This window comes from Streptomyces sp. ISL-1 (genome assembly GCF_018614585.1).
Lineage (GTDB): Bacteria > Actinomycetota > Actinomycetes > Streptomycetales > Streptomycetaceae > Streptomyces > Streptomyces maoxianensis.
The window spans coordinates 104326-128342 of record NZ_JAGGOI010000031.1; the positions used below are offsets into that span (position 1 = coordinate 104326).

At 68.8% G+C, this 24017-nt stretch carries 21 protein-coding genes and 1 pseudogene; 11 read left to right on the forward strand and 11 right to left on the reverse strand.

Annotated features, from left to right (window positions below; all coding sequences use genetic code 11):
- Positions 1–136 precede the first annotated feature (136 nt).
- Positions 137–1576 carry a cytochrome P450 gene (locus J7E87_RS21925; RefSeq protein WP_215096187.1) on the forward strand — a complete coding sequence of 480 codons (1440 nt, stop codon included), beginning with the start codon at positions 137–139 and terminating at the stop codon, positions 1574–1576.
- Positions 1577–1719: 143 nt separating this feature from the next.
- Positions 1720–2697 carry a phosphotransferase family protein gene (locus tag J7E87_RS21930; protein WP_215096188.1) on the forward strand — a complete coding sequence of 326 codons (978 nt, stop codon included), beginning with the start codon at positions 1720–1722 and terminating at the stop codon, positions 2695–2697.
- 194 nt (positions 2698–2891) lie between these two features.
- On the opposite strand, the gene J7E87_RS21935 is transcribed toward J7E87_RS21930, so the two are convergent.
- From J7E87_RS21935 to J7E87_RS21950, 4 genes are all read right to left on the reverse strand, one after another.
- Positions 2892–3365, reverse strand: coding sequence for a GNAT family N-acetyltransferase (locus tag J7E87_RS21935; protein WP_215096189.1), 474 nt, complete (start codon positions 3363–3365; stop codon positions 2892–2894).
- A 292-nt stretch (positions 3366–3657) separates the two neighbouring features.
- Positions 3658–5760 carry a SpoIIE family protein phosphatase gene (locus J7E87_RS21940; protein ID WP_215096190.1) on the reverse strand — a complete coding sequence of 701 codons (2103 nt, stop codon included), beginning with the start codon at positions 5758–5760 and terminating at the stop codon, positions 3658–3660.
- 551 nt (positions 5761–6311) lie between these two features.
- Positions 6312–7562 carry a PP2C family protein-serine/threonine phosphatase gene (locus J7E87_RS21945; RefSeq protein ID WP_215096191.1) on the reverse strand — a complete coding sequence of 417 codons (1251 nt, stop codon included), beginning with the start codon at positions 7560–7562 and terminating at the stop codon, positions 6312–6314.
- A 242-nt stretch (positions 7563–7804) separates the two neighbouring features.
- Positions 7805–8224 carry an arsenate reductase ArsC gene (locus tag J7E87_RS21950; RefSeq protein ID WP_215096192.1) on the reverse strand — a complete coding sequence of 140 codons (420 nt, stop codon included), beginning with the start codon at positions 8222–8224 and terminating at the stop codon, positions 7805–7807.
- A gap of 218 nt (positions 8225–8442) precedes the next feature.
- Between J7E87_RS21950 and J7E87_RS21955 the strand changes: the two genes are divergently transcribed.
- The 8 genes from J7E87_RS21955 (at position 8443) to J7E87_RS21990 (ending at position 16684) form a co-directional block, all read left to right on the forward strand.
- A complete protein-coding gene (locus J7E87_RS21955; RefSeq protein WP_215096193.1) occupies positions 8443–8757 on the forward strand; it encodes a helix-turn-helix transcriptional regulator in 315 nt (104 codons plus the stop codon).
- Positions 8758–8794: 37 nt separating this feature from the next.
- Complete coding sequence (locus J7E87_RS21960; RefSeq protein WP_215096194.1) at positions 8795–9586, forward strand: aquaporin; 792 nt, start codon at positions 8795–8797, stop codon at positions 9584–9586.
- Positions 9587–10021: 435 nt separating this feature from the next.
- Complete coding sequence (locus J7E87_RS21965; RefSeq protein ID WP_308313032.1) at positions 10022–11380, forward strand: NAD(P)-binding domain-containing protein; 1359 nt, start codon at positions 10022–10024, stop codon at positions 11378–11380.
- 34 nt (positions 11381–11414) lie between these two features.
- A complete protein-coding gene (locus J7E87_RS21970; RefSeq protein ID WP_215096196.1) occupies positions 11415–11822 on the forward strand; it encodes an ArsI/CadI family heavy metal resistance metalloenzyme in 408 nt (135 codons plus the stop codon).
- 737 nt (positions 11823–12559) lie between these two features.
- Positions 12560–13051, forward strand: coding sequence for a sortase (locus tag J7E87_RS21975; protein WP_215096197.1), 492 nt, complete (start codon positions 12560–12562; stop codon positions 13049–13051).
- A gap of 170 nt (positions 13052–13221) precedes the next feature.
- The gene (locus tag J7E87_RS21980) at positions 13222–13818 is read left to right on the forward strand and encodes a class F sortase (protein WP_251017808.1); all 597 of its coding nucleotides are present in this window, start codon (positions 13222–13224) and stop codon (positions 13816–13818) included.
- An 81-nt stretch (positions 13819–13899) separates the two neighbouring features.
- A complete protein-coding gene (locus J7E87_RS21985) occupies positions 13900–14661 on the forward strand; it encodes a LysR substrate-binding domain-containing protein (RefSeq protein ID WP_215096199.1) in 762 nt (253 codons plus the stop codon).
- Positions 14662–14986: 325 nt separating this feature from the next.
- A complete protein-coding gene (locus J7E87_RS21990) occupies positions 14987–16684 on the forward strand; it encodes a lysyl oxidase family protein (RefSeq protein WP_215096200.1) in 1698 nt (565 codons plus the stop codon).
- 111 nt (positions 16685–16795) lie between these two features.
- Here the strand turns inward: J7E87_RS21990 and J7E87_RS21995 are convergent, their stop codons facing one another.
- The 7 genes and pseudogenes from J7E87_RS21995 to J7E87_RS22025 form a co-directional block, all read right to left on the reverse strand.
- Positions 16796–17809: an alpha/beta fold hydrolase gene (locus tag J7E87_RS21995; RefSeq protein ID WP_215096201.1), complete on the reverse strand. Its 1014-nt coding sequence runs from the start codon at positions 17807–17809 to the stop codon at positions 16796–16798.
- A gap of 160 nt (positions 17810–17969) precedes the next feature.
- Positions 17970–18194 (reverse strand): hypothetical protein, encoded by a 225-nt coding sequence (locus J7E87_RS22000; RefSeq protein ID WP_215096202.1) that lies wholly within the window; start codon positions 18192–18194, stop codon positions 17970–17972.
- Positions 18194–18595: a hypothetical protein gene (locus tag J7E87_RS22005; RefSeq protein WP_215096203.1), complete on the reverse strand. Its 402-nt coding sequence runs from the start codon at positions 18593–18595 to the stop codon at positions 18194–18196. Before J7E87_RS22005 ends, J7E87_RS22000 begins: the two co-directional genes overlap by 1 nt.
- 72 nt (positions 18596–18667) lie before the next feature.
- Positions 18668–20161, reverse strand: a complete 1494-nt coding sequence (locus tag J7E87_RS22010; RefSeq protein ID WP_215096204.1) for a HAMP domain-containing sensor histidine kinase — start codon at positions 20159–20161, stop codon at positions 18668–18670.
- Between the two features lie 134 nt (positions 20162–20295).
- Positions 20296–20988 (reverse strand): annotated as a pseudogene (locus J7E87_RS22015) (response regulator transcription factor); the annotation flags it as partial.
- A 151-nt stretch (positions 20989–21139) separates the two neighbouring features.
- Entirely contained in the window at positions 21140–22102 is a 963-nt protein-coding gene (locus tag J7E87_RS22020; protein WP_215096206.1) for a DUF3048 domain-containing protein, read from the reverse strand.
- Positions 22103–22429: 327 nt separating this feature from the next.
- Positions 22430–23083 (reverse strand): DUF4389 domain-containing protein, encoded by a 654-nt coding sequence (locus J7E87_RS22025; RefSeq protein WP_215096207.1) that lies wholly within the window; start codon positions 23081–23083, stop codon positions 22430–22432.
- Between the two features lie 375 nt (positions 23084–23458).
- On the opposite strand from J7E87_RS22025, the gene J7E87_RS22030 reads away from it, so the two are divergent.
- Entirely contained in the window at positions 23459–23956 is a 498-nt protein-coding gene (locus J7E87_RS22030) for an SRPBCC domain-containing protein (RefSeq protein ID WP_308313008.1), read from the forward strand.
- Positions 23957–24017: the final 61 nt, after the last annotated feature.

Consider the following 24017-nt stretch of genomic DNA (forward strand, 5'->3'; position numbering starts at 1 on the left):
CCAAGGCGCGCGGCAGCCAGCGTCGCCGCACCTCGGCCCCTGACACACAGGCGTTGTTGCTGATCACGAAGTCGAACTGGGGCAGCGGGTTGAACTCCATCGCCGTACCGTCTAAGCGTTGCTTCTCGGAGGCCTCGTGACCACCCCGTACTCAGACCCGACCGGCACCTCGTCCGCTCCCGTCCCACCTCCCGGCTGCCCTGCGCATGCTCAAGGGCCCAGTGGGCTTCGGCGGCTGTACGGGCCGGAGGCGCAGGGCTCGCCGCAGGCGCTGTACGAGAAGCTGCGCCAGGAGCACGGCCCGGTGGCGCCGGTGCTGCTCCCCGGTGATGTGCCGGCCTGGCTGGTCCTTGGGCACCGCGAAAACCTCGAGGTGATGCGTGCCCCCTCCCTGTTCTCCTGCGACTCCCACAACTGGAACGTCAAACTGCAGGCCGACTCCCCGCTGCTCCCGATCACCGCGTGGCAGCCGCTCGTGGCTTTCACCGACGGCGAGGAGCACGCCCGGCTGCGGAGGGCGATCACCGACAGCCTGGACCGCTTCAACCGCCACGGAATCCGCCGTTACGTCGTCCGGTACGCGAACCAACTGATCGACGACTTCGCCGCAACAGGGCAGGCGGACCTTGTGGGCGGCTTCGCCGAGAAGCTTCCGGTTCTGGTCCTCGCGGTGCAGTTCGGCATACCCGAGAAGGATGCGCTTGCGCTGGGCGAGGCCGTGCGTGACATGGTCAAGGGCACCCAAACCGCCCTCCAGAGCAACCAGTTCGTCGTGGACACCATGTGGGAGCTGGTCAAGCGCAAGCAGGAAAAGCCCGGCGAGGATTTCGCCAGCTCGCTGCTCCGCCACGATTCGGATCTCAGCGACACCGAAGTGATGGAGCATCTACGGCACGCGATCGTCGCCGCGGTTGAGAACACGGTCAACCTGATCGCCAACACGCTACGGATGGTGCTGACCGACCGCCGCTTCCGCGGGAGTCTGTCCGGCGGCCAGATGACGCTGCCGGACGGGCTCGACCAGGTGTTCTGGGACGCGCCGCCCCTCGGGGTGGTGCCCACCCGTTGGGCGACGGGGGACATGGTCCTGGGCGGACAGCAGATCAGGGCCGGCGACATGGTGATGCTGGGGCTCGCTGCCGGCAATGTCGACCCCGAGATCCGGCCGGATCTGAACGCGCCGGTGCACGGCAACCGTTCACACCTCGCCTTCGGCGCCGGACCGCACGAGTGCCCCGGCCAGGACATCGGACGAGCCATCGCGGACACCGGTATCGACACGCTGCTGATGCGTCTGCCCGATGTGCAACTCGCCGTGTCCGAGACCGAGTTGCACGTAACCGCTTCCCTGGTCTCCGGTCGCCTGGACAGCCTGCCCGCGCGGTTCAGCCCCCGGCGCCCGGGGAAGGGCGGCGAAGCCACCGCTGCCGTGACCCTCACCGCCCCGCGTACGGCTTCGCTGGGTCAGCCGCTGCCGGCGGCCGAGCCGACGGCAGTGCCCTCGTGGGCGGCCGCCGGCACCGCGACCCGCGGGCCCTGGTGGCGCAGGTTCATCGGGCGGCGCGCCTCCCGCTAGCGCGCATGACAGAGCCCGGACCACGATGCGGTCCGGGCTTCGGTCCCGGTCCCCCTCCAGAGTTTGCTGACTCGCCCGGTGACCAAACCGAACGGCCGGGCCCTCCGGCCAGTCGCGGGCGAGCAGGCCCATAGGCTGCTCGCATGGCTGGGGGAGAGAATCCGGATGTTGTTGGCAGCGATCGCGGCGGCTGGGCCAGGACCCGCGCGTGGGTGGAGAAGGGACTTCCCGAAGGAGATCGCATCGATGCAGTCGAGCGATTGCGTGGCGGCTGGACATCGGAGATGCGGCGGCTGCGTGTCACCGGGCCCAGTGGTTCCCGCTGGTTGGTCCTACGGTCCTTCGTCAAGCCGTTCTTCGTCATGCACGCGGAGGGGCTGCTCACCCGAGAAGCGGACATCCTGTCCCTCCTAGGGGATACACAAGTGCCGACAGCCGTTGTCCACAGTGTCGATGCGAAGGCCACGAACTGCGACCACCCGTCTCTGCTGATGTCACTGCTCCCGGGCAGCGTGCGACTGGACGGGCGGTCAGCCACGCAACGGGCGGAACTCCTGGCTCGTCAGTTGGTTCGTATCCACCAGGTGAGCGTGCCTCCAGAGCAGCGTCCTCGCAACTATCAGGCATGGACCGCAGCTGACCGGGTGCGGATGCCCGAAGTCACCGGCCGGCCCGAGCTGTGGCAGCGCGCCGTGGAGATCATTCGCCAGGAACCCCCAGCGTTCCGGCCCTGCTTCCTGCACCGCGACTTTCACCCCGGCAACGTGCTCTTTGCCGGTCATGGCAACGGGCTGCGGATCACTGGTGTCGTCGACTGGGTGGAGACTTCATGGGGCCCGGCGGATCTGGACGTGGCCCACTGCTCGACAGCCTTGGCTCTCTTGCACGGCCCCAGCATGGGCATGCGGTTCGCCGACTGCTACCTCGCCGAAGGTGGCGTACTGGCCGAGGATCCCGCCGCCCACCTGTACTGGCGCATGCTGGACGCTCTCGCCTTCGCTCCGGATGCCGAGAAGGTTGCGGTCCCGTGGCGTGAACTCGGACGTGACGATCTCACCCCGGACCTGCTCACCAGCAGACTGGAGGAGTACCTCCAAAGGCTCTGTGACCGATACGGCTGAGCCGACGGCTGGATCTGTCGTACCCGTCGCAGGCCGGGCTTTACGCTCCATGTTGACCCTGATCTCACCGCTCACAGCGCTGTTCATTCCGAAGGTGTTCCGGGCGGTGCGCTTCGGCGCCGTTCCCGAGACGCTTTCCGAGCCCCTGTCGGCACCGAGGCGGGAGGCCGTAAGGCCCGTTCGGCGGGTCACATCTAAAGCAGCTTCAGTTCCCCCACCGTCTGATCCCCGCTCGTCTCTCCCGTCGACAGGAACCCGAGCCCCAGGTAAAAGCCTTCTGGGCCGCCCTCGCCGGGGTGCCAGGTGGTGGTGAGGCGGGTACCGCCGCGGCGGCGGCGGATTTCGGCGGCTACGCACTCGACCGCGAAGCGGCCGTATCCCCGTCCCTGTTCTCCGGCTGCGATGTTGAGGCGCCAGAGGCCGGAGCGAATGTCGGTGCCCTTGCCGTTGCCGGCGAAGTCGATGTCGAAGTAGGCCATGAGGAATCCGACAGGCCGGTCGCCGTCAAGGATGAGACGGGGCCAGGCTGTGCCGGGGTGGACGTACGCCTCGGCGAGGGACTTCACAACCGGCGCGACCAGGTGCTCCTGGTCCGGACGAACCCTGAGGCCGGTCGCCACGTCGAAATTGGCTGGGGAGATCTTCTCCAGGCGGCATGTGGTCGTCATGCCTGCACCATAGGCCAGGGGATCAAGTGAGTTTCGGCGTCCCGGGTTTCAGGCTGTGGATCTGCTCCGAGCCAGGAGCCGACCGGCGGTTCGAGTCCGTGCGCGCACGGTGGCGCCGTTGGTCCGTCCGGCGAGTGCCCGGTGCGACGGCTGTCGCGCGCGGTGGCCGGCTGCGGAGAGATCCGATTGTCAGTCACGGTCGCTCACGATCAGGGACACCAGCCCGACGGGAGGTCAACTCCTCTGCCTTCGGACAGCCACCAGGCGGGCTGAGGCCGCGTGTTCGGCGGCGTCAGGTCGGCGTCGTCGCTCCGGTATCGGTCAAGGGTCGGGCCCGGGCGATGAGCAGGGCCACGTCGTCGTGGTCTCCCGGTTGGCGCAACGCGTGCAGAAGCACGTCGCAGGTCTCCTCCAGCGACCGCTGCGGCTTCGCGAGGAGGGCGAGGAGAGCGTCCAGGCGTTCGTCGATGGCTTGGACGCGCGTCTCGACGAGGCCATCGGTGTAGAGGACGAGTTCGTCGCCGGGGTGCATAGCGACTTTGGTGGTGTGGAAGGCGACCTCTCCGACGCCGAGCGGGGCGCCGGTCGGCAGATCGAGTAGTTCGGGGGGCTTGCCCGGGCGTACCAGGACGGGCGGGAGGTGTCCGGCGCTGGAGATGAGGCAGTGGCCCTTGCTGGGGTCGTAGACGGCGTAGATGCAGGTGGTGATGGTCTGCCCCATGCGGTCGGTGAGGCGGTCGAGGTGGCGCTGCACCTGGGCGGGGTCGAGATCGAGTTCGGCCAGGGTGCGGGTCGCGGTGCGGAGTTGGCCCATCGTGGCGGCCGCGCTGATGCCGCTGCCCATGACGTCGCCGACAACGAGTGCGGTCTTGCCGCCCGTCAGCGGGATGACGTCGAACCAGTCGCCGCCGACCTCGCTGGCGGCCTCGGCGGGCTGGTAGCGGTAGGCAATCTCCAGGCCGGGCTGGTCCGGTGGCTGCTGTGGCAGAAGGCTGCGCTGGAGGGTGAGGGCAGTGTTGCGCACCTGCCGGTACCAGCGGGCGTTGTCGATGCACACGGCCGCCCGGGCGGCGAGCTCGCCCGCCAGGACCTCATCGTCAGCGTTGAACGGCTCCGGGTTGCGGGTGCGCTTCAGGTCAAGCGCTCCAAGGACCTCACCGCGAGCGATCAGCGGCACAGCCAGGTACGAGTGCACGCCCGCGGCGGCCAGCATCTCGGCGGCTTCGGGACTGCGAGCGATCCGCGACAGGTCCTCGCGCTGCACCCGGGCCACGCGGACCGGGCTTGCGGTATTCACGCAGTGGGTGACCAGCCGGTCGGCGTCGTACTGGGCAATCTCACCGGGCTGATCAGCTGCGCGTACGGCATCAGTGGGGTACGACGCCGCCACGGCGAGAGCGCGGAAAACCGCGTGGCCTTCGTTTTTCACGACGGCCGAGCGGCCGTTGAGGACGCTGTCGAGCACATCTACCGCGGCTACGTCTGCCAGCTCGGGTACCGACACCTCGGCGAGCTCACGGGCAGTCTGGTCAAGGTCGAGCGTGGTGCCGATGCGCATGGACGCGTCGGCGACGAGCGAGAGGCGCTGGCGAGCCTGGGCGGCCTCGGATGTGGCGATATGCCGCTCGGTGACGTCTACGACGGAGGTGGCCAGCCCAAGTACTTTCCCGTTGGAGGACTCCAGCCGGTAGAACGAGACTGACCAGGCGTGCTCCCGGTCGGGGTCGGCAGGGATGCGCGCGACGGACTCCCGGTCGAGGATCGGAGTGCCGGTGGCGAGGACCTCGCACATCGCGGCCTCGATGGCCTCGGTGTCCAAGAATGGCACAGCGTCACGGACATGCCGGCCAATATGCTCGGCGGCGGGCAGGCCGTTGATGCGCTCGAGCGCCGGGTTGACCATGACGTACCGCAGATCGGTGTCCACGACTGCCAGCCCGATCGGGGACTGAGAGATCAGCCGGGTGGACAGCGCCAGGTCGCGCTCCACCGTTCGCAACGTCGTCTGCTCGGTGGCCAGGCCCAGGGCGTAGAGGTCTTTCCGGTAGTTCTCCAACCGCATGTTGCGGAACTCCACCAGCAGCGGGCTGCCGTCCTTGTGCCGCACGGGAAAGACGCCTGTCCAGCCCCCGTCGCCTGCCATGACCTCCGCGAACAGGTGGCGCACCAGTTCCAGGTGGCGCTCGTGCACCAGCAGGCGGCCTGCGTACTGGCCCAGTGCCTCGTCGGTGGTGTACCCGAACAACTCCGCGGCCTGCGGGCTCCACAGCACTATCCGGCCGTCCGCATCCAGCACCACGGCGGCGACGTTCAGTACGTCCAACAGGCCGCTCGGCTCGGATGTGCTTCCCCCCGGCCGGGCGGGGTCGACCGGGAAGGACTCGATCGCAGACATCCCGGTCCCTCCTTCCGCATGCCGCCATGCTTGCCCAGTGCCGACTCCGCTCCGGGCGACGCCCGCAGCTCCCGATCCGCGCCGCTTGTGTCGTGGCCGAGGCCGTACCCCTGCCGAGTTCCGTATCTCCCGCGTGCCCGCCCCGGACGAAAATATGGCTCATCCGTGCCCACCGCCAGAGGCCGGACTGCTTTCCTCCATACTGGCGCAGCCGGGCAGACAGCGCGTGGAGGGGGAAGCGTAGCCAGTGTTGGCTTGCTACCGCTGAGTAGCGGGCAGAATTCGGTGGCCCGTGAGGTATCCACCAAGAGTCTGTGGCCGGTCCCTGGATCCCGGTCGGCCGCTCGGAGCTCGATACCGTCCTGCGCTTGCTCAACAGGGCACGTCCAAGGCGGTGTTGCGCCTGCTGCGCCCGGAGGCGGTCAATGTGCCTGCCGGGGTGCACTGGTCAGCGTCGCTCTTCGGTGGCCGTGACATGCAGTCTGCCCGAGCAGTGCTTGAAGCCGCCGATGCCGGTTCCGCTGGTTCCTCTGCGCCGACCGGCGAGTGCGTCAGAGGCGGACGACGACGAGGGCGATGTCGTCCCGTGCGCCGCCGCTGACGCCGAGGCGGTTCAGCAGGTAATCGGCCAGACGCTCGGGACCGAGCCGACTGGAGCGGGTCAGCGCATCGGTCAGCCGGGCCAGGCCGACGTCGATGTCCTCGTCGCGGCGTTCGATAAGCCCGTCCGTGTACAGCACCAGGGTGTCGCCGGGCGTGTACGAGACGCTGGCCTGGGGGCGGGGGACGTGTTCGGGACGTGCGCCCAGAGGGGGATCGGTGGCCTTGTCCAGCAGTTCACTGGTGCCGTCGAAGTGCAGCAGGATTGGCGGTGGGTGGCCGGCGCTGCTGTAGTCGATCTGGCGTTTGGTGACGTCGATCAGTGCCTCGACTGCGGTGGTGGCCAGCGCCCCTTCGACCGAGCGCGAGTACAGGCCGAGCACCTCCAGGGCTTTGGCGGGCCCGTCGACAGTCCGGGTGGCGGCGCTCAGCGCGCTGCGGAGCATGCCCATGACGGTGGCGGCATCCAGGCCGTGGCCGACGACATCGCCGACTGCCACGGCGAAGCGGCCGTCGGCCAGGTCGACGACGTCGTTCCAGTCGCCGCACACGTTCAGCGAGCCGATGGCGGGCAGGTAGCGCACGGTGACGTCTCGGCGGTGACGGGCCAGGTCGGGGGAGTGGAGCATGGCTTCCTGCAGCGTGAGGGCGACCTGGCGTTCGCGGGCGTGGGCCTGGCGCAGTTCGTCGTTCAGCCGCTGCAGCTCCCGCGCCCGCGCGTACAGCTCGGCTTCCATCCCCGCTTCCCGCTCGCTCAGCTCCGCGCCGCCATGGCGGTGGTGGGCGCGCCGGGCGTGAACGAATGCGGTCACGTCCTCCACCCGGTGGATGATCCATGCCGCAGTCCCGTCGGGTGCGAGGACGGGGGTGTTGATCGGGGACCACCATCGTTCCTCGAACTCGCCTTCCCGGCGCACGATGGGGATGTCGTATTTCTGCAACGCCATCGTGTCGGGTTTCCGCGTGGCCAGCACCCGGCGCAATGAGGCGTTCAGATTCCGCACGCCGTCGGCGTCAGGGTCTGCGGGGTTGTCCGGGAAGGCGTCGAAGATGTACTGCCCGAGCAGCTCGCTACGGGTCCTCTCGGTCGCCTGAAGGTAGGCCTCGTTTACGTCCACGATCACCAGATCCGGGCCCAGTACCAGGTACGGGCTCGGGGTCGCGGCGAACAGGGCCGCGTAGTTGATCTCCGGTGATGCCACAGGCTCCCTGCCAGTCCTTCCGAGCCCACCGACCGCCACTGATCAATCTACGGCGCGCCCGGCGTCTTCGCTCGCCACGAGCCGGCGTCGACCTTGGTGGTCGTGGTGAGCGAGCCGCCGACGAAGACAGCGCCGGCGAAGGCCGGGGACTTGTGTTCGGCGCGGCCCGGGTGCGGAGCAGCCGTGAATCCGGCGGGTCCGGATCCTGTGACGAATGGCCTCGCGCAGCTCGCTGCCCGCGGTCACCTGGTGGCTTGCGGCGCGATCTCCTCGATCAGGCCTTCGACGAGCTTCCTGATCTCGTCGCGGATGGGGCGTACGGCCTCGACGCCCTGCCCGGCGGGGTCGTCCAGCTTCCAGTCCAGGTAGCGCTTGCCCGGGAAGACCGGGCAGGTGTCGCCGCAGCCCATCGTGATGCAGACGTCGGACTCGCGGACCGCATCGACCGTGAGGATCTTGGGTGTCTCGGCGGAGATGTCGATGCCGACCTCCTTCATCGCCTCGACCGCGGCCGGGTTCACGGCGTTGCCGGGGTTGGATCCCGCGGAGCGGACCTCGACGCGGTCCCCAGCCAGGTGGGTCAGCCAGGCGGCGGCCATCTGCGAGCGTCCGGCGTTGTGCACGCAGACGAACAGCACGGACGGGAGATTGGTTGAGGACATAGGTTCTTCCTTTGTGAAGGGGTCCAACAGGCGGTACGAGTCGGCGAGCAGTTGCTGCACGGTCTCCACGGACGGGCCGTGACGCGGGACGCGTCGGCGGCCGGACGCTCATCGGGCAGGGCGGGGAGTGGTGAGGCGGACAAGGGGAACCCCCTTCGGCGGGCCCACAGCTCAGTCCGGACTGGTGTCAGCTTCAGATGATGTGAGAGTATCAGTCCATGATGACGTCAGTCGACACTGACCTGATGCGAGTGCTGGCCGACCCGCTCAGGCTCCAGATCGTGACCCTGCTCGCCCGCGAGACGCTCTGCACCACGCACCTGGTCGAGGAGACCGGCGCCAGGCAGACCAACCTCTCCAACCACCTGAAGGTGCTGCGCGAGGCGGGGGTCGTGGAGACCGAGCCATGCGGCCGGTTCACCTACTACAAGCTGCGGCCCGAGGTCATCGTTCAGCTTGCCGGACAGTTCTCCGACCTGGCCGACACCGCGCGCGCCACAGCCGAGGCGAACCTCAAGCGCTCCTGCTCGTGATCACGCTGTCCCCTAACTTCCGTACGAAGGAGTCCTGTTGAGCGCCACCCGGGCCGCCGGAACCGAGACCACGGCGGAAGCGGTCATAGCCGTCGAGCCCCGGCCCGCGCCGGGCGCCATGCCGCCCCGCAGGCCGCTGGTCGCCCGGGCCGCCGCCGAATTGGTCGGCACCGCCGCGCTGGTCGCGGTGGTGGTCGGGTCCGGTATTCAGGCCACCGAACTGACCCAGGACGTCGGCCTCCAACTGCTCGCCAACTCCATCGCCACCGTCTTCGGACTGGGTGTTCTCATCGTTCTGCTGGGTCCGGTCTCCGGCGCGCACTTCAATCCGGCGGTCACGCTGGCCGAGTGGTGGACCGCCCGCCGCGGGGGTGCCGGTGTCACTGCCGGCGAGGCGGCCGTGTACGTCCCCGCCCAAATCGCAGGGGCGATCGCGGGCGCGGTGCTGGCCGACGCGATGTTCGGTGAGCCGCTGGTCAAGTGGTCCACACATGACCGCTCGGCCGGTCACCTACTGCTGGGGGAGGTCGTGGCTACGGCCGGGCTGATTCTGCTGATCTTCGGCCTGGCGCGTACCGACAGCCTGCGCTTCGCGCCGGTCGCTGTCGCCTCGTACATCGGCGCCGCCTACTGGTTCACGTCGTCCACCTCGTTCGCCAACCCGGCTGTGACGATCGGCCGCGCTTTCACCGACACGTTCGCCGGCATCGCGCCGGGCTCGGTTCCGGGCTTCATCGTTGCCCAACTGGCCGGGGGAGTGGTGGGGTTGGCCCTGGTGGCGCTCATCTTCATGCAGGGGCGGGCCGGTTCCGCGCAGCCGGCGGGGTGAGTGACGCCGCCCGCGGCCTGGACTTCGTCATCCTCGACGCCCGGGCCGGGGCGGGCGGCGTGGGAGATATCTCATCGCGATGCGGGTGCCGCTCCGGACCCCGCTGAAGGCTGCACCGGGCCGGGGACGCTGTGAGGCTGTCGTAGTGGTGCCATCAAGAGCCGGCCAGCTGTGGCGCCAAGGGTCGGCCGACCGCTCCGAGACTCAAGCGCTACCAGCCTCGGCCTCTGCTGCCCTGCCGCAGGGCGTGTGCGGCGGCACGGCCGGACTGTTCGCCGCTGATCACCGCGGCATCGAGATGTCCACCAGATTTATGGTCTGTTTAGATGTATGTCTATGTTGACGTCCATCGAAGCAAGTGTCATCCTGACGGCACGAGCCATCGACGAATGTCGAAATAACTGGGGAGTCATCGTGACTGTGCCGACTACCGAGGTGCCCACCACCGACCTGCCCACCGTGGTGATCGGAGCCGGACCGATCGGCCTGGCCGCCGCCGCCCACCTGGTCGAGCGCGGCATCGAGCCGCTGGTTCTGGAGGCCGGGGAGGGTGCGGGCAGCGCCGTGCGCGAGTGGAGCCACGTACGCCTTTTCTCCACCTGGGCCGAGCTCGTCGACCCGGCCGCCGAGAAGCTGCTGGCCCCCACCGGCTGGATCACGCCGGACGGAGCGACGTACCCCACGGGTGGCGACTGGGCCGCCAGGTACCTCCAGCCGCTCGCCGACGCGCTGGGCGACAAGGTCCGCTTCGGCGCCCGCGTCACCGGCGTCTCCCGCCTCGGTCGCGACCGGGTCGTGGACGCCGGCCGCGAGGACCAGCCCTTCACCGTGCACGTCACGAACGCCGACGGCATCGAGGAACGGCTCACCGCCCGCGCCGTCATCGACGCATCCGGCACCTGGTCAACGCCCAGCCCGATCGGCGGCGACGGCCTCCCGGCCCTCGGCGAGCGCACCGCTTCCGACCGCATCTCCTACCGCGTCCCCGACCTCAAGGACCCTGCCGTCCGCGCCCGTTACGAGAGCAAGCGCACCGCCGTCATCGGCTCCGGCGCCTCCGCCTTCACCGCCCTCGCCCACCTGGCCGACCTGGCGAAGGACTCCCCGAACACCCACGTCGTCTGGGTCCTGCGGCGCGGGATCGGCGGCTCCACCTTCGGCGGCGGTGAAGCCGACCAGCTCCCCGCCCGCGGGGCACTGGGCCTCGCGGCCAAGGCAGCCGTGGACGACGGATACGCCGATGCCGTCACCGGTTTCCGCACGACAACGGTCGAGCAGAGCGGCCACCAACTGGTGCTCGTGGCCGAAGACGGACGCCGACTCGCTCCCGTCGACGAGGCCATCGTCCTCACCGGCTTCAGACCCGATCTGTCCTTCCTCGCGGAGCTCCGTCTCGGCCTCGACGAGCGCCTCCAGGCTCCGGTCGAACTGGCCCCGCTGATCGATCCCAACGTCCACTCCTGCGGCACGGTCTACCCGCACGGCGTCAACCAGCTCTCTCACCCCGAGAAGGACATCTACCTCGTCGGCATGAAGAGCTACGGCCGCGCCCCCACCTTCCTCGCCATGACCGGCTACGAGCAGGTCCGCTCCGTCGCCGCAGCCCTCGCCGGAGACCAAGAGGCGGCGGAACGCGTCGAGTTGACCCTGCCGGATACCGGAGTCTGCGGCGGCGCGGGCCTGTTCGACGAACCCGACGCCACCAAGACGGAGGGCGCAGGCGGCGGCTGCTGCGCCGCACCCAGCACGCTTCAGATCGGCGTCCGCGCCCCGGCCACGTCCGGCGGCTGCTGACTCCTCACCCCACCAACCCAGCAGGAGGCTCGTCATGTCCCGCGTACAGCTGGCCCTCCGCGTCCCCGACCTTGCCGCGTCCGTGGCCTTCTACACCAAGCTCTTCGGCACCGGGCCCGCCAAACTCCGCGACGGCTACGCCAACTTCGCCATCGCAGAGCCCCCGCTCAAGCTCGTCCTCGTCGAAGGCAACGCGGGCGAGGACACCCGTCTGGACCATCTCGGCGTCGAGGTCGAGACCACCGAGGCCGTGCACGCCGCCACCACCCGCCTGAGCGACGCGGGACTGGCCACCGCCGAGGAGAACGACACCAACTGTTGCTACGCACTCCAGGACAAGGTCTGGGTCCACGGCCCGGGCCGGGAACCCTGGGAGGTGTACGTCGTCAAGGCCGACGCCGACACCTTGACCAAGCACAGGGCTGGCCTCGCCACGGGCTAGCCTCACGCACAAATCGGCGCACTCGCGGTTCTTCGGAGGCTCTCCCCTTGCCGGGCTGGGCGCCCGGCGGGTGGTGTACCGGCACGCCGCCGAGGGAGCGTCAACTTCAACGCCGGCAAGGTCGTCCGCGTGCCTGACACCGGCCCCGCGCACGCCAGACCAGCGCGAAGCGGCCTGCCCGCACACCCCCCAAGACTGCAATGCCTTCCGCCGTCGAGGCGGCAGCGACACTCCGGACGATTTGCACGCCACCCGGAAGGCGGCGCGACCGGCGGGCTCGAAGCGCGGAAAAGGGGGCGGACACACACGGCGAGCGGTGATGTGCCCGATGCGGCAGCCCATCTGCGACCGCGAGCGCTTGCAACAGCGCCTCAGCATCTAACGGCGCGTCAACCACCCTCAGTCAATGGCGCGGCATCGCCACACGCTACGAGAAGCCAGTGACGGTCCACGTCCTTGGACTCTGTCTCGCCGGCGGTCGCGTCCCGGCTGCACGGTGATCCGAATGAACGCTCATAGCCCGTTCGCCGTCCTGCGGGTCTTTCATCCACCGTGACGGTCTCCGCTCCGGTGACCTGCGTAAACGATCAAACAGGAGCGCCCATTACGCCTGCCTGGGTGACACATATGTCGATGCGTCATGTTGCGGAGCTGACGGACTGTCGGTTGCCTCGTGAGCGGAGCACAGCAGAGGTGCCGCGCAGACAGGCCGGACACTGCTCCGTTGGAGGATCCTCATGCGTAACACACGTGTTGGTGTAGGTATCGGCCTGGCTCTCGGTGCCCTTGGTCTGTCGGCCTCGGCCGCTGTCGCCGCCGGGGGCTCGGACATCGACATCCACCCGGGGGACGCGTCCCCGGGATCCAGGGTCACCGTCAGTACGACGGCCTGCGGCCCGGACGTGACCTATGGCAAGGGCGAGTCGAAGGCGGGAGGGGCGTTCCACCTGTTCGAAGGCGACCGTGAAGGTGAGCTCACCGGCGAGTTCGAGATCCCGGAAGGGACCGAGCCCGGCAGTGACACAGTCACCTTGAAGTGCCCACCGCGGACCAAGGTCACCGATACGTACGAGGTCAACGGCCACGAGCCGAACGGCGCGGTCGATGCCGGCTTCGGGCCGGCCACCGACCGAGGTGCGCAGTTCGCCCTGGGCGGTGTACTGCTCGCCGGAGCCGCCGCCGGGGGCGTGGTCAGGAGACGCCGCCGCCTGAGCGGCATCCGAAACTGACCGCGACTCCCACCACACCGGCCCCCGGACCCGCATGGGTCCGGGGGCGGGGAGGGCCCCACGCCACCCCGCTGAGAAGCAGAGGCTCAACCGCGATGGGAACAGGGCGCAAGACCAGCGCTTCTCCACAGTCGACCACCCCTTCAGCCAAGTTTCTGACCTGCGCACTGATGGCCGGCGTCGTGCTGGTGATGAGCGCGGCACGCGACGAGCAGCCACCGCAGCCTTCGGCTGCCCAGGCCTTCTCCACCTCCGCACGCCCCGCTCACAGCGGAACCGCCGCAGCCGCGCGCCGTGCCGTCCGGCCGCTGCCCCCGTCGGATCCGGTCTGGCTTCGGATCCCGGCCATCGGCGTGGACGCCCCCATGACAAGACTGGACCTCGACGCGAGAGGGAAGCTACGGCCCCCGCCCGCCGACAAGCCCGGCCTTGCCGGCTGGTACGGCGACGGCACGGCCCCCGGCTCGGTAGGCACAGCGATCACCACAGGGCACGTGGACACACCCACCGGCCTCGGTGTCCTCCACGGCCTCGGTGCCCTGGCCAAGGGCGAGACCATCGAGATCCGCCGGGAGGACCGGCGCGTGGCCGTGTTCGCCGTCGACGCCGTGGAGGTCTACGACAAGAAGGAATTCCCGGACGATAAGGTCTATGGCAGCTCCGACCTGCCCGAACTGCGGGTGATCACCTGCGGCGGTGGTTACACCAAGCGCACCGGCTACCGGGGCAACATCGTGGTCTACGCGACGCTGACCGCGGTGAAATAGCCGGCGACGAGTCAGTTCGAGCCCCGACCGGCAATGGGTTCGACTCGTGGCCGGGCGAGCCTGGCGTAGTCGGCGCCGGAGATGGCCAGCGAGCGGGCCGGCGCGGCGATCGAGGTGGAGACGGCGCTGGCCAGGGCGCGGCACACCATCGACGAGTTCGTCGACCAGCCGGACGGAAGCGTGTCGGTGGCGGCCTTCCACAGCGCGGGCGTGGCATTCTTCCCGCTTCTGCTGCGTGGCCGTGCCGGCCCCGGGCGCCCCCGGCTCTCGCTCGACGAGGACGTCGCGCATTTCCCGCGGCTGACCCGCGACTACGACCTCGTACTCGCCCACCATCTGAACCAGGCGCCTCAGTGGCCGCGCGCTGTCACCGTCACCACGCTGCTGCGCGAACCGCTCGACATCGCCATGCCGGCCGACCACCCATTGGCCGCCAAACGACGCCTCACCCCGCGAGACGTCGCGGATCAGCCGTGGATCACCGTTCACGACGGCTTCCCGTTGATGGCCACCATCGACGCCATCGCGACCGCCGCGAACCGACGGCTCGAAATCGTCCATCGCATCAACGAATTCGCGGTGGTCGCCGAAGCGGTCGCCGCCGGGGGAGGCTTGGCCCTGATGCCCCGCTGGACCACGCGTCGGCATCCCGCGCTGGTCCTCAAACCACTCAGCGGCGTACACGCCCGACGTCACATCGATGTGCTCCATCGCCCCGAACGCGCCGCGCGAAGGGCCGTACGCACGGTGCTGACCGAACTGCAGCGTGCGGCTGCGACGATCCAGAGCCAGGACATCAACGCGGATTCCGACGCAACATCGAGCCCGGCCGCCAAGACCTGAAACCGGTGCGGACGGTCAGCAGCACTACGTCACCGGGGTCCCTTCCGTCGTTTCCCACCACCTCACACGCGGCCGTGCTCTACCACAACCATGGTTCCACGGGGCGGAAATGGCGCCGGGACGACCTGATCCGCGATCCGCGATCCGTTTCCGGACAACGATCAGGAACTTGCGACTCGGCAGGCAACCCGTAGAGGTCTCACCCGATCTCACAGGCCGGCCCACGATTCCCCTCAGAACCGTCGGACCGTTCCCCGGCCCAAGGTCTGCCCGTGCGCCGCCTGTTCAGCCTCATGTCCCAGTGGCACTCGCAAGCGAGGAACTGATGACTACCAGACAGCACCGCAATCGTTTATGGCGTTCGGCGCTCGCGGCCTCCGCAGCATTCACCGTAGTCGCCGGCGTGACAGGCGCCGCGCCCGTCGGCGGAACGGCACAGTCCGCACCCAAGCTGCGTCTGATCGCCGCGTCCACCTCGGTGACCCTCGACAAGTGGGAAGGCGAATCGGGGGTGTACCTGGACCTCGGTACGTACATCACCGCCGACGGCGGTCCCCTTGAGTTCAACGTGACGCGTAAGTCCTACAAGGACCCCGTCGTCGCCAAGCAGGTCATCCGCGAGGGGAAGAAGACCCGGACCAGGACGCTTCCGGCGGGTCTGGTGAAGGACTTCTCCGGCCTGCGGGACTTCATCCAGGTCACCCTCACCGACGCGAGCGGCAAGGAAGTGGTGAAGCGGACGGAGACCTTCTGTCCCAACAACGCGTCCGGACGGATCCGCCCCGACGCCCCGGCCAACTCGAAGTATCCCGAAAGCTGTCCCATCAACCCGTTCACGCTGGGCTCGGTGTGGGGCGTGGAGAACGGCTGGGCGTCCAACACCTATGCGGGCTACTACTCCAGCCCGGTGGACGTGCCGACCGGGGAGTACACCGCCAAGGTGTCCGTGACGAAGCGCTACCGGGACCTGTTCAATCTGCCGGACGAGCCCAAGACGCTCAAGGTGTCCGTACGCGAACGCAAGCCCGAGGGCGGAGGCGTGCGCGCACCGGCGGCGGGCTCGCACGATTCCATGACGTCCGGACACTCAGGACACTCCGGCCACGGAGCAGGGTCGCCCGGGCAGGCGGCGAGGGGGACCGGTCACGCCTACCACGAGGGCCGCGGTGCCGACGCTCCCGCGCCGCCCGCACTGCCGTACGCGCTCAAGGCCGGCCGCACGATGGCGCATCCGGGCGACGGGCCCGGGCACACCGACGGCTCCCGGATCGCGCCCGCGCTGTCGGCGAACGCGAAGCGCCCCACCGGCCGGGCGAGCGTGCCGAACGTACCCAAGCCCGACCTCCGCTCGCTGCCCGCCTGGGACATCGGCATCTCTGACGGAGAGGATGGGGACGTCCCGGGCAAGGACTACATGGTCTTCAGCGCCAATGTGTGGAACGCGGGCCCCGCGCCGCTGGTCGTGGACGGCTTCCGCAGCCCGGGCAAGGACCTGATGGACGCCTATCAGTACTTCTACGACGCCGCAGGGAAGCAGGTCGGCTACTCGCCCACAGGCACCATGGAGTGGGACCCGCGAGTGGGCCACGAGCACTGGCACTTCACCGACTTCGCCAGCTACCGCCTCCTCGGCGCCGACCAGAAGGAGATCGTGCGCAGCGGCAAGGAAGCCTTCTGCCTCGCCAACACCGACGCCATCGACTACACGGTGAAGAACGCCAACTGGCACCCGGGCAACACCGACTTGTCCACCGCCTGCGGCCTGCAGAGCTCGCTTTCCGTGCGGGAAGTGCTCGACGTCGGCTCCGGCGACACGTACACGCAGTACCGTCCCGGCCAGTCCTTCGATGTCACCGATCTGCCGAACGGCACGTACTACATCCAGGTGATCGCCAACCCCGAAAAGCGGCTCTACGAGAGCAACCTGAACAACAACGTCGCGCTCCGTAAGGTCGTCCTGAGCGGCACGGCGGGCGCCCGCAAGGTGACCGTCCCTCCTCATGAGCTGATCAACGCCCCCTGATATCCCGTTCGTCAGGGTGGAGTGAGGTCACGGGCCCGGTCGCGCGCTCTCGCGTGACCGGGCCCGTACGACCTTGCCGACGCCCGTTTCGGCGGCGGCGACTTGGGTGGCTCAGGACGATGCGTGGGCGGGCAGGGACTGGAGCCAGTCGACCAGTAGCCGGTTGACTTCATCGCTGCGTTCCTGCTGTACCCAGTGTCCGCAGCCTTCAAGAGTGTGCGAGGAGACCAGACGGGGGAGGGTCGTGGGGTACGCCTTGATCGCGTCGGCCATCCAGGTGGTTGAGGGGTCGAGGTCCCCGCCGATGAACAGCGAGGGCTGGGTGATCGGTGACCCGCCCCATACGGCGAGATCCTCCCAGTCCCGGTCGACGTTGCGGTACCGGTTGAGCGGCCCGGTCAGTCCGGTCCGCTCGAACTCGGCTGCGTAGAAGTCGAGATCAGCCTCTGTGAGCCAGGAGGGGAGGGTGTCGCCGACGAAGCGGTCGGAGAGCTTCGCGCCTTCGGGGACGAAGAAGAGGGGGTCTTCGCCGGCCGGCGGCATCGTGTCGGCGGAGAGCCCGGCGTAGAACCCCGCCAGCCAGGCACGGACATTGGGCTCGATCTCCGCCTCGGCCCGTCCGGGCTCCTGGAAGTAGCTGACGTAGAACTCTTCGCTTCCGCCGATCCGGGCGAACGCATCGGTGGGCCGGACCCCGCCGCGCGGTGCGTACGGAACACTCAGCAGCCCTACGGCGGTGAAGATGTCGGGCCTTAGCAGCGCCGAGTTGGCGGCGATCGGTGAACCCCAGTCGTGGCCCACGACCACCGCCATCTCCGCGCCGAGCGCGCCCACGACTCCGACGTTGTCGGCGACATGGGCCAGCATCCGGTACGCGTCCACCTCGTGAGGCTTCGATGAGCGGCCGTAACCGCGGACGTCGATGGCGACCGCGTGGAAGCCGGCCGCGGCGAGCGCCGGGAGCTGTTTGCGCCACGAGTACCACGACTCGGGAAAGCCATGGACCAGGAGGACCAGAGGGCCACTGCCCTGCTCCACCAGATGGATACGACCACCGGGGACCTCCACCGATCGGTGCTTTGCGTCCGGCACCGGGGCAGAAGCCGAAGGGGCGGGCTGCGACATGGGACCTCCTGGGTGACGTCGTGCGAGCGGCGGAGTGGCCGCGCCGGCCGGTGGGACCTGCGCCGCGCCCTCCACCACGATCATCGGCGTGTGCCATGGCGGTCGCGAGAAATGTTGCCGGTTCGGCAAACCGGGGCCGTGCCCCGTACCACCCGCCGGGTCAGTTCTGCTCGTCGTCTGTCGCCGCGGATTCCGCAGCGGCGGCGGCCGATTCGGCGGCGTCCACGAGGCTCTCCATCTCGGTGACGTCCGACGGTCCTGTGGTCACGGTGCTGTCGGTCGTCGTTCCGCTGCCCTTCCCGGCGCTGTCCTGGCCACAGCCGGTGAGGGCGGTCAGGAGCAGAAGGGCGGTCGTGACGGCTGTAGCGGTACGTCGGCGGGGCATCACTTCTCGCTCCCCTTCTTGTTCGCCTTGCACCAGGTCTTGACGGCGATCAGGTCCTTCTGGCGCTTCTCCAGGGTGGGGACGAGGGAGCGGCGGAAGGTGAGCTTGTCGTTGAGGAACGTCTCGATCTCGGTGTGACCGGCCGCCTTGGCGTTCTCGGCCCGCTTCGCCAGCCGGGCGATGGAGCCGTGCTGCGTCGCATTCCCCTGGAGGCGGTCCAATGCCCGCTCGAGGCGCTTCTCGATCTTTGGTACCCGCTTGCACAGCGCCTGCGCGCCGTCACCGGTGGGCGCGCTGTGCGGCGACGGTGTGCCACCGCCGGCGGTGGCTGTGCCTGCCGCGGTGGTGAGCAGTGCTGTGGCGCTGGCCAGAGCCAGGGCTGCGGTCCTTGCGATCTTCATGACCGTGTCTCCTCCGGGAGCGGGAACGGGAACGAACGGGGCGAGGCGCGATTGCCTGCGCGTGCCCAGAAGTTAGGAGCCGTCCTTGTGGAAACCTTGTGGGTGCTCCGCGGTTCCGATCAGCCAGTCCCGCTGGGCCGGCAAGAGGACCTCGGTCTGCCTGCTCTCCCGCACGGGGAGCCGGACCTCGATCCGCGTGCCACAGCCGCCAGGCCGGTCCTGGACCTGCACGCGGCCCGCGTGCAGGGCGGTCTGCTGCGCTACGAGGGTGAGGCCGAGCCCGGAGCCGGGGCTGTCCGGCCTGCGCTCGAAGCGATGGAACACCGCATCACGGCGTGACGGCGCAATGCCGGGCCCGCGGTCGTCCACCGTCAGCACCGCGACCGAGCCCGCGGGATGCCCGCCCGCTCGCAGGCCCAGCTCTACCCGGGCCCGTCCGTCGGTCCCTCGCCCGTGAACCACCGCGTTGGCCAGAAGGTTGTCGACGATCGTCCGCACTCCCGGCTCCCAACCATGCACGCTCAGGCGTGGCATGACCGGCACAGTGATCTCCAAGGCGGGATGCCTGCGCCGGGCGTCGGCGACCGACACCTCGATCACCTCCGCGAGGTCCACCGAGCCGAACGCGTCGGCCTCGACCAGGTCACCCCGCCCGAGTTGCCTCAGCATCACCAGCAGGCCCAGGAGCCGGGAGTGCTCGGCCCGGAGATCGTCGAGTACCTCCGTCCGGTCCGCCGGTCCGAGATCGGGGTGCTCGGTGAGGATCTCCAGGTTGGTCTGCATGCTCATCAGCGGGGTGCGCAGTTCATGCGCCGCGGCGGCCGCGAACGAGCGGGCGGTGGCCAGGGCGCCCGTGGTCCGGTCGGCCTGTTCGTCATAGCGTGCGAGCACCGTCTGCAGCGTACGGGCGAGATCGTCGACCTCGGTCACTCCGGTCCGTGCGTGGTCGAGCCGCGTCGTATCCGCCCTCGGGTCAAGGCCGTTCGTGCGTTGCTGCAGCCGGCGCAGCGGGCGGCTCGCCCGTGAGGCGACAGCCAGAGCCAGCAGGCCGGAAATCGGAGCGGCCAGCAGCGCCACCGTCACCACGCGCCGACGTACGAGAGCCAACTGGTCATCGCTCGCGGTATCGGGGGAGAACAGCCACAGCGTGCCATCGACACCAGGGCGCGATCCCTGTACGCGGACCAGTAGCACCCGCCAGCTTCTGGCCCCGTCCTCGACGGTGACCGGCCCGCGCGCGCTGTCCGGGAGGGGCACGGAAGCACCGGGCTGCGGTCCGCCCGAGACGGTGCCCTGCGGTCCGGTCAGCCGGATGCCGACATCCAGGCCCGAGGCGTACAACTGCCGCTCACGCGCCTGCTCGACCGCCGTAGGACGGTCGGCGGCGGCGGCCCGCAGCAGCCGCCGGGCGTCCTTGGCCACGACTACCGCGCGCTCGCGCAGATGCGCGTCCTGCTCGGCATGCAGATCACGGGCGACCAGCTGGAGCAGCAGCCATCCGGCTGCCAGCACCAGGACGGGCACGGTGACGCCAACGGCGAGAGCGATTCGGGTGGACAGCTTCACGTGCTCGGGCTCCCGTTGTTCGAGCGATCGCTCTCCGGACGACTCGTTTCCGGACGACCCGTTTCCGGACGACCCGTTTCCGGGCGACCGTTGTCCGGACGGCCGTTGTGCGGACAATCGTTGTCCGAGCGATCACTGTCAGAGCGCAGCACGAAGCCGACTCCCCGCACTGTATGGATCAAGCGTGCCCTGCCGCCGCTCTCCAGCTTGCGTCGCAAGTAGCTGACGAAGGTGTCGACGGCATCCGTGCGTACGTCGAAGTCGTATCCCCAGACCCGCTCCAGCAACTGGCTCCGGGTGAGTACGATCCCGGCATTGCGTGCCAGGACCTCCAACAACTCGAACTCCCGCCGGGTCAGCGTCAGCAACTCATCGCCCAGCCGCGCCTCGCGCGCGGCGGGATCCAGCACCAGATGGCCGATACGCACCACGTCCGTGGCCCTCGGCGGCCGCCGCCGCAACAGTGCTTCCAGCCGCAGCACCAACTCCTGCAATGCGAACGGCTTGACCAGATAGTCGTCGCCACCGGCCTGCAGCCCGGCGATGCGGTCCGTCGTCTCATCCAGTGCCGAAAGCATCAGCACAGGTACGTCGTTACCGTCGTCGCGCAGCGCCCGGCACACCTGAATTCCGCTGAGGCCGGGCATGGAGATGTCCAGCACGACGACATCCGTCGGCTCCCGGCGCGCGTGGATGAGGGCGAGCTGCCCTCCCTCGGCCAGGGCCACCGCGAATCCGGCCAACCGCAGTCCCCGCGCCAGCGAACGCCGGATCGCCGGGTCGTCATCCACCACCAACACGCGTCCCCGGTCAATGTCACCGCCCATCTGCCCCTCCCGCCCTTTCGGCGCCCTGCGCCACGCCCCGGTTGTGGGTGTACAGGATGGCAAGTGTCGGCGGGAGGTCCGTCCCCGGCCTGCCGGTCATCGCAGAGGGCGCGATCGGAACACCGGCCCGGTCCTCCCACCGGGACCCGGGTCAACGAGGCGCGTAAACGATCCAGATCTGTCCCGGGGCGAACGCCATGGGCCTGCCGTCAGCTGTCGTGAAGGCCGTCCCGGACGCGGCGGTGTCCCGCTCCCACTTGGCCTCGTGTGCTTTGCCGTTGCGCAGGACGAGCGCGGTGCCGGAGCCCACGGTCTCGGTGTACGGAGATGTGTTTCCCCCTCGGTCGTGGAAGCGCGACGGGCGCACCGTCACGTACTGCACGACGACGGTGGCCGCACCCAGCTGCTGCCCTGCCGGTGTGCGGGAACGGGTCCCGTCCATGGCTACGAGCCACTGCTGTCGGGTTGGCGACCAGGTGAAGCCGAAGCGTGCGGCTGGGTATCGGACGCTGCGCTCGGTCACCGGTCTTCCGCCCGGCGGCGGGGGACCGAAGTCGAAGCCGGCGTACTCGGCGGCGTTCATGCGAGGTGTGTCGTGATTGGCGCGCTGGGGCCGCAGATAGAGGTTGTGGGGGGCGGCTCGGTCCCGGCTGCGGAAGTACGCGTCCGGTGCCTTCTCCGGCGGGATCGCGTTCACAGGGGCTGCCTCGATGACTGGCAAGAGCTTGGTCTGTGCCCCTGAGAAGGCGAGGGTGGGCCGGTCGAACTGCCGAAGCAGCTCCAGGTCGCTTTCACGGGCGCTGCGCACCGGGCCGACGACGGGCGGCAGATTGGTGGAGTAGACGGCCAGTATTCGGCTGAGCCCCGCCTCGACTTGCTCGACGTAGACGATGTCCGCCTTGTCGAGCCCTGTCTGGGGCCGGGCCGGCGCAACATTGTCGATTTTGACCGCGAGGATGTGGGAGCCGGGCGCGGATTCGCCGGTGGACGGGGTGTGCTGATCGGGCGGCTGCGTACCTTCGCCGCCCTGGCACCCCGGTATGGCGAGGGCGAATGCCGCTATCAGCATCGCGAAGGCGGCTGTTGCTGATCTCTTCTTCGTTTTCGCGGGCATGGCCGACGCCCCTTCAAGTCGACCGACGGAGCCGATGTGGGCTGGTGACAGCGGCGTCGGGGTGCGTACGTCCCCATTCTCGGACGGGCCGAGACTGGGGTGGTTGGGCTGAAGCCCCTGTATGGGAGCACTGCGAATGAGAGCACTGGGAAGGAGTGGCACCTTCATACACCCGCGAACACCCCTCCGAACAGGTGCCCGAGCAAGGGACCTGCGATGTCGCCGCGGCCGCGGCCGCGGACCGCGGTCACCAGGGCGAAGCCGGGGCGCCCTCGGCCGGCAGCGCGCCCACCGTGTCCTCGGGAAACTTGCCCACCAGTGCCGCCGTCATAGCCGGGCAGCCGGCTCAGAACCGCCCATGTCCAGCCTGAACGGCGGATACGCGTCGGTCATCAAGCTCGCGTAGGCAGCGACCCGCAGCACCCAGCGGTTGAGCCCGACGACGAGGTCGAACAGGTCCCACGGGTACTTCTCCGTGAAGGCGAGGATGACGGCGGCGATGATGGCCAGCACGTGGACAAGCCCGCCGCCGCACCAGTCGGCGCGGAACCCGCCGACGAGGAAGCCGATCACGATGTAGTGCGGAATGGCGAGCAGCCACCATTTCACCAGGACAAGGCCGCGGGAGAGCCGCTCCGGGTAAGCGATGTCCAGCCGGGCCGGGTAGTCGGGCTCGGCGCCGAGACTGAACGGCGGGTAGCGGTCGGTGGCCAGCGCCCCGTACCCGTAGAAGGAGACCCGCCAGGTCCAGCGCAGTACCCCGACGTTGAAGTCGAACAGCGGCCGGGGATAGCGCTCCGTGATCAGAATGGCGAAGAACGCGACCACGCTGACCAGTAGGAAGGCGATCCACAGGAAGATCAGCACAATGTAGTGGGGGATCAGGAGCAGCCATTTCACCAGCCACAACCAGCGCGACAGCGGCGCTTCCAGCGCTGCATCCACTCTCACCGGGTCGTACGTCGCCGGAGACGTCGTCATGGCCGTCAGCTCCTTCGTACACGAGACCTCGTACATCGAGGGGCTGCTTCCAGGTTGGGCCGGATCCGGACCCGGCGCGAGTTCCGGACGGGCTCTTCAGGCAGGGTCGGCCTGCCCGCTGAATCACCTGGGCCGGCCCATTCCATTCGGCGAACCCGGGTAATGATTTTCGGCCTCATCAAATAATCGGCAACGAGTAGTTACGGCGGCCCGGGAGAAGTTGTCGATCGGTCACCAAGAACGCAAGAGCTTTCCGTGGGAATTCCCGTGCGCCAGTGAATGCCGAATGGTGGTCAACGGTGGCCGAATCTGTCCTCGCACTGCTGCTGACCTGCGAGATCGCGGTCTACGGCGGGGATACATAGGATGAGTGTGGTGGTCAATCTCGACGCCTTCGGTTGGAGGAGGTTCGTGGTGACGCACGATGGCGGGCTGAGACTACATATGCAGCGTGTCCTCCGCGCGCCGCGCCCGGTCGTATTCCGAGCGTTGACCGAACCGCAGGAACTGGCCAAGTGGTGGGGCCCTGACGGGTTTACCACCCCGAGTGTGGAAAGCGACCTTCGGCCAGGAGGTGGTTACCGGATCGCGATGCAGCCTCCGGAAGGCGATCTGTTCTACCTGGTGGGGGAATTCCATGAGGTCGACCCTCCGGGACGCCTGTCCTACACGTTCCGGTGGGAGGATCCCGATCCCGAGGATCGGGAAACCGTGGTGACGCTGTCCCTTCGCGATGCCGGCGGTACATCGACCGAGCTGGTTTTCACCCAGGGCGACTTCGCCACTGAGCGGCGCCGAGCTCTGCACGAGGAAGGCTGGACCCAGAGCTTCGACAAGCTGGAGCAGCTGGTGTCGTTGGCTGCGTCGGCCTGAGGCGTTCGCCGCGGGGAGGGGCACCTGTCGGTGGTCCCTGTCTTCACGCCGCCCCGGCGAC